The sequence below is a fragment of the Pseudomonas sp. DrBHI1 genome (assembly GCF_002205115.1).
GTDB classification, from domain to species: Bacteria; Pseudomonadota; Gammaproteobacteria; order Pseudomonadales; family Pseudomonadaceae; genus Aquipseudomonas; species Aquipseudomonas mosselii.
Map to the genome: position 1 here is coordinate 67,932 of NZ_NIBE01000097.1, position 5,866 is coordinate 73,797.

Consider the following 5,866-nt stretch of genomic DNA (forward strand, 5'->3'; position numbering starts at 1 on the left):
ATGTTCAGCGACCAGCCGTCGGCGACGATGTGGTGCAGGGTCACCCACAGCTGGTGCTCTTCATCGTCCAGGCGGGCCAGGGTCACCCGCAGCAGCGGACCCTGGCGCAGGTCGAACGGCTGCTGCGCCTCGTCCTCGCGGCGCGCGGCCACCTCGGCGGGCGACAGCCCATCGAGATCCAGATGACGCAGGCTGAACGACTGGCTCGGCAGGATACGCTGCACGGCCTGGCCGTCGACTTCGTCGAATAGCGTGCGCAAGGATTCGTGGCGGGCGACCAGGGCCTGGAAGCTCGCCTGCAGCGCCGCCTCGTCCAGCTCGCCGCGCAGGTGCAGGCCGGCGGGGATGTTGTAGGCGGCGGACTGCGGCTCCAGTTGCCACAACAGCCACAGGCGATTCTGTGCCAGTGACTGCGGTAACGCCTGATCGCGGTCCTGGTTGCGGATCACGCCAACTGTGCTGCCGCCTTCGGCGACAATGGCCGCCACGGCGGCGCTGTACTCGGCCAGGGTCGGTGCTTCGAACAGGGTGCGCAGACTCAGTTGCAGCCCCAGCTCGTCGCCCAGGCGCGCGGTCACCTGGGTGGCGGCGATGGAGTTGCCGCCCAGCAGCAGGAAGTGATCGTCCGCCGCCACCGCCTCGACCTTGAGCAGTTCACGCCAGATACCGGCGATCCGTGCCTGCAGGTCGTCACTGGCCAGGACATGGCCCTGCGCCGTTTGCGCCGTCGGGAACCGCGCATAGATATCCAGGCTGCCGTCGTTCATGCGCAGGCGGCAGGCCGAGCGCTGCAGCTTGCCGCTGGAGGTCTTGGGCAGCGCGCCGGGATTGAGCAGCAGGACCACGGCCGGCGCCTGGCGGCAGGCGTCGGCGATGACCCGGCGCAGGGTATTGATCAGCGCCTCGGGCGTATGCGCTTTCTGCACGTTGCGGCTGATCTCCACCGCCACGCCGATGCCTTCCTCGCCCTGGTCGTCGACGGCGAACACCGCCACCCGGCCCTTGCGCAGCATCTCGACCTCACGCTCCAGGGTCTTCTCCAGGTCCTGCGGGTAGAGGTTCTGGCCACGGACGATGAGCATGTCCTTCAGGCGCCCGGTGACGAACACCTCGCCGTCGCGCATGAAGCCCAGATCGCCCGTGCGCAGCCAGGTCTGGCCGTCCATCTCGACGAAGGTACGGGCGCTGGCCTCGGGGTTGCGCCAGTAACCCAGGGCGATGCTCGGGCCGCCGGCCCAGATCTCGCCCACCTGGTTGTCAGCCAGCACCTGCAGCTGTTGCGGCTCGACGATGCGCACCGCGTGGCCCGGCTGCGGATAGCCGCAGCTCATCAGTATGCTGCCCTTGCCCGGCTCGGCACGGTTGGCGGCGAAGGCCTCGGCATCCAGCTCCAGGGCACCGATGCCCTGGCCGCGGCGGCTGCCGCTGACGAACAGGGTGGCCTCGGCCAGGCCGTAGCTGGCGAAGAAGCTGCTGGCGTCGAAGCCACAGGCGGCAAATTTTTCGGCGAAGGTGTCGAGGCTGTCCTGGCGAATCGGCTCGGAACCGGAATAGGCCACGCGCCAGCGGCTCAGGTCCAGGCCGGCGAGCGCGGCCTCGCTGACCCGCTCGCTGCACAGCCGGTAGGCGAAGTCCGGGCCGCCGCTGATGGTGCCGCCGTATTCGCTGATCGCCTGCAGCCAGCGCAGCGGTCGGGCGAGGAAATAGCCCGGCGACATCAGCACGCAAGGCACGCCGCTGAAGATCGGCTGCAGCAGGCCACCGATCAGGCCCATGTCGTGGTACAGCGGCAGCCAGCTGACGATCACGTCATCCGGGTTCAGGTCGATGCCGAAACCCTGGCGGATCAGTTGCTCATTGGCCACCAGATTGCCGTGGCTGACCTGCACGCCCTTGGGCAGCGCGGTTGAGCCGGAAGTGTACTGCAGGAAGGCGATGTCATTGCCCGTGAGCTCAGGCTCGCGCCACTGCTCGGCCAACTGCGGGTCCAGACGATCCACGGCCAGCAGGCCCGGAGCGCTGGCGCCAGCCAGGGCTTCGAGGCCCTGCAAACTGTCACTCAGCGCTTCTACCGTCAGCAGCAGGCGCGGCTCGGCGTCGTCGATGATCGACAACAGGCGCTCCTGGTGATGCTGGCGCGAAGACTCCGGCGGATAGGCCGGCACGGCGATCACCCCGGCATACAGGCAGCCGAAAAAGGCCGCGACATAGTCCGGGCCGCTGGGAAACAGCAGCACGGCTCGCTCGCCGAACCCGGCCCGGGCCTGCAACGCCGCGGCGATGGTCCGCGCGCGTTGGTCGAGGTCCCGGTAGCTGAGCACTGCCTGCTCGCCGGGCGCGTCGGCCAGGAAGCGCAAGGCGATGCGCTCTGGGGTCTGGGCGGCGCGCTGCGCCAGGGCCTGGACCAGCGAGTGCGGGAGTTCGAAGGCGTCCGTCATGGAATGTTCCTGCCAGTGTCTGGGTGAGTCGCGCCTGACTGACCCGCGCACGACAGGCGGGCAGTGTTCGGCAGCCGAGATGTACACAGGGGAACGGATGGGCCGGGGAAGAAATTAGGCCTGTCGGACGGCCCGGGAAGGCCGGCCGCAAAGGGATGGAGTGAAGCAGTTCACAGCCTGGAGCTTAGAACCAAAATAGATCAAAACTCATTAACTTTCGTATTTGACAATCATTATCATTACGAATAGTTTGTCGCACGTCGTAGGAAGCCTCCTTCAGGGGGCGCTCCCACTCCTCTTCGAGACAAGGTGATTTCCATGGCGGAACAACTATCCACAAGTAAGTGCGATTCACCATTACTCCAGGCATTCGTCGACAACCGCAGCATCCTGGTGAAGATCGCCGCGCGCATCACCGGTTGCCGCTCCCGCGCCGAGGATGTGGTGCAGGACGCCTTTTTCAGGCTCAGCGCCGCCCCGCAGATCACCTCGTCCTTCAAGGCCCAGCTCAGCTACCTGTTCCAGATCGTGCGCAACCTGGCCATCGATCACTACCGCAAGCAGGCCATGGAGCTGAAATACACCGGCAGCGAAGAGGAAGGGATGAATGTGGTCATCCAGAATGCCTCGCCCGAGGCCACCCACATCAATCTCGCCACCCTGGAACACATCGCCGACGCCCTCGACGAGCTACCCAAACGCACCCGCTACGCCTTCGAGATGTACCGCCTGCATGGCGTGCCGCAGAAGGACATCGCCAAGGAGCTGGGCGTGTCGCCGACGCTGGTCAACTTCATGATCCGCGATGCGCTGATCCATTGCCGCAAGAGCAGCCGCCTGGGCTGAAACCGCCATCGCAGGGCAAATCTCCAGTTCCTCGCGTCGCGAAAGGGCCGCTACAGGCACGTTTGCCTCGGACCCTGCACAATCCTGCACACTCATTACTGAATACGCGGCGGCTTCGTCGAAATTTAGTCGTGCGGGGCTTCGACGGTGATCTTGTAGGGCTGGAAGATGCGCAGCAGCTCGCCATTTTCCCGCAACTGACGCAACAAGCCGGCAAAGGCTTCGGGGCTGATGGAAGCCCCTGGACGCAGCAAGGCGTAGTGATGGTAGACCTGATCGACCCGTTGCGACGCCAGCAACTGCCCGGCGCTGTCCGGGTTGCGCTTGAGGAAGTCACTGAGGTACGAGCGGGTGACCAGGGCGATGTCAGCACGCCCACGCTCGACCATGTTGAGGTTGCTGTCGTGGGAGTAAGTCAGCGTGGCACGGTAGCGCTTCTTCAACCAGGCCGGGTCCGCGTTGAAATCGGCAAAGGCATAGTGATAGCCATTGAACAGCGCCAGGCGCTTGCCCTCAAGATCGTCGAAGTAATGCTGGTCACGCCCTGACTGCTGGCGGCTGACGAAGATCTCGGCATCCTCCAGCCCCATGTCCACCGCCTTGTGCTCGATCTCCTGCCAGCCCCACTGCGGATTCTCGAAGATCGCCATGTCGGTGCGGCCCTGCTGGAAATCGCCGAAGCGCCGGGGAATCGAGGTGGGCACCAGGACGAAACGGTACAAGGACTGCAAGCGGTTCAGCGACTCCACCAGCTGCGGCAGCAGACCGGTGTCGGCGCCCTGCTCCGGACGCACGGTGTAGGGCGGGAAATGCGCGGCCCCGATCTTCACTTCCCGCACCACCTCGGCCTGTGCCGCGGCATTCAGCAAAACCGTCGCGAACAGCAACAGGAAGGACGACAGCTTGGCACTGGGCAGTGGAATCAAGTCGGGACACTCATCACGGGTAAGGGCCTGAATGCGCCTAAGCTAGGCGTTTTCCCGCACGGGCACAACCGCCGAATATGCCAAAGTGCCAGGGGATGTCGTGAACCTCGAGTTTGGCTACGCTCTACTGGCCCGCGCACGCGCCCCGGCAAGTGCGCAGGTTTTTCTGCATTGATAGGGAGCCTGGCATGGGCCACTGGTTGGTGATCGACCTGGAAGCCACTACCGACGACGGCGGCTGGCCGGTCACGGAGATGGAAATCATTGAAATCGGCGCAAGCCTGGTCACCCGCGACGGGCGCGAGGTCGACCACTTCCAGCGCTTCGTGCGGCCCCGGCGGCGGCCGCAGCTGACCTCCTTCTGTCGCGAGCTGACCCATATCGGCCAGGCCGAGGTCGATGCCGCCGCGCCCTTCCCGGAAGTCTGGGCCGCGTTCGAACGCTGGCTGGGTCATCACCAGGCACAATTGCAGGCCTGGGTAAGCTGGGGCGACTACGACCGCAAGCAACTGCTGCTGGAATGGCAGACGCACCATGTGCGCAGCCTGCTGGAGCAACTGCCGCACATCAACCTCAAGCAACGCTTCGCCAAGGCCCGCCACCTGCAGCGTCCGGCAGGCCTGAACAGCGCCCTGCAACTGGCCGGCCTGCAGTTTGCCGGGCAACAGCACCGGGCCCTGGAAGACGCCCGCAACACCGCACGCCTGCTGCCCCTGAGCCTGCCGCCAAGCAGCACCTGAAACAGATGACGCAGGGGCGGGCCTTGGGCATACTGGCCAGCCCTTTTTTCAGTCCTTTTTCAGGAGTCGCCCGATGTTCAAGGTCAATGAGTACTTCGATGGCACCGTCAAGTCGATCGCCTTCGAAAGCAAGGAAGGTCCGGCCACCGTGGGTGTGATGGCCCCGGGCGAATACGAGTTCGGCACCGCCAAGCGCGAGATCATGCACGTAGTCTCCGGCGCCCTGAGCGTGAAGCTGCCAGGTAGCGACAACTGGGAAACCTTCAACGCGGGCGACAAGTTCAACGTGGCCGCCGACAGCAAGTTCCAACTGAAGGTGGCCGTGGATACCGCTTACCTGTGCGAGTACCGCGACTGAGCTGAGGCCCTCATCGCGGGGCAAGCCCGCTCCCACGAAGAGCGGGCTTGCCTCGCGATGGCTACACCCGCAGGAAAGCCGCCACGCGCTGCGCCGCCGCCTGCATGTGCTGCTCATGACTGAACCCTGACGCCTTCAACGGCTTGAGGTCATGATCGGCCGCCACCAGCCAGCTCACCTCGATCGCCGGCGATAGCGCATACCCCGCCACCGCCTCACGATTGCCCAGGGCATCCCGCTCGCCCTGCACGATCAACGTTCGCGTATGCAGCCCGGCCAAGTGCTCCACGCGTGGCTTTTCAGGCTTGCCCACGGCATAGAACGGATATCCCAGGCACACCAGCGCATCGGCGCCCAGTTCGTCCGCCACGAGACTGGCCATGCGTCCGCCCATGGACTTGCCACCGACAGCCAACCGCCCTGCGACCAATGGTCGCAGCTGGTCGTAGACAGTCCGCCAGCATTCAAGCAACACCTTCTGCGGATTGGGCGGCCGCTTGCCGCCGCTCAGACGCCGCTCGGCCATGTATGGGAACTCGAAGCGCACCACCCCTACCC

At 65.2% G+C, this 5,866-nt stretch carries 6 protein-coding genes; 3 read left to right on the forward strand and 3 right to left on the reverse strand.

What is annotated here, in order from left to right:
* The coding region (locus CC207_RS27855; protein ID WP_256582135.1) for an AMP-binding protein at positions 1-2,438 on the reverse strand (2,438 nt) is incomplete at its 3' end.
* A 318-nt stretch (positions 2,439-2,756) separates the two neighbouring features.
* On the opposite strand from CC207_RS27855, the gene CC207_RS19920 reads away from it, so the two are divergent.
* The gene (locus tag CC207_RS19920) at positions 2,757-3,284 is read left to right on the forward strand and encodes an RNA polymerase factor sigma-70 (protein ID WP_028692886.1); all 528 of its coding nucleotides are present in this window, start codon (positions 2,757-2,759) and stop codon (positions 3,282-3,284) included.
* Between the two features lie 125 nt (positions 3,285-3,409).
* Here CC207_RS19920 and CC207_RS19925 read toward each other — a convergent pair whose 3' ends face one another.
* Positions 3,410-4,210 carry an ABC transporter substrate-binding protein gene (locus tag CC207_RS19925; protein WP_028692885.1) on the reverse strand — a complete coding sequence of 267 codons (801 nt, stop codon included), beginning with the start codon at positions 4,208-4,210 and terminating at the stop codon, positions 3,410-3,412.
* Positions 4,211-4,398: 188 nt separating this feature from the next.
* On the opposite strand from CC207_RS19925, the gene CC207_RS19930 reads away from it, so the two are divergent.
* The gene (locus CC207_RS19930) at positions 4,399-4,950 is read left to right on the forward strand and encodes an exonuclease domain-containing protein (RefSeq protein ID WP_028692884.1); all 552 of its coding nucleotides are present in this window, start codon (positions 4,399-4,401) and stop codon (positions 4,948-4,950) included.
* Positions 4,951-5,023: 73 nt separating this feature from the next.
* Positions 5,024-5,308 (forward strand): pyrimidine/purine nucleoside phosphorylase, encoded by a 285-nt coding sequence (locus CC207_RS19935; RefSeq protein WP_028692883.1) that lies wholly within the window; start codon positions 5,024-5,026, stop codon positions 5,306-5,308.
* A 61-nt stretch (positions 5,309-5,369) separates the two neighbouring features.
* Here CC207_RS19935 and CC207_RS19940 read toward each other — a convergent pair.
* Positions 5,370-5,866 (reverse strand): alpha/beta family hydrolase (locus CC207_RS19940; RefSeq protein ID WP_088852637.1); only part of this gene is annotated, 497 nt, incomplete at its 5' end.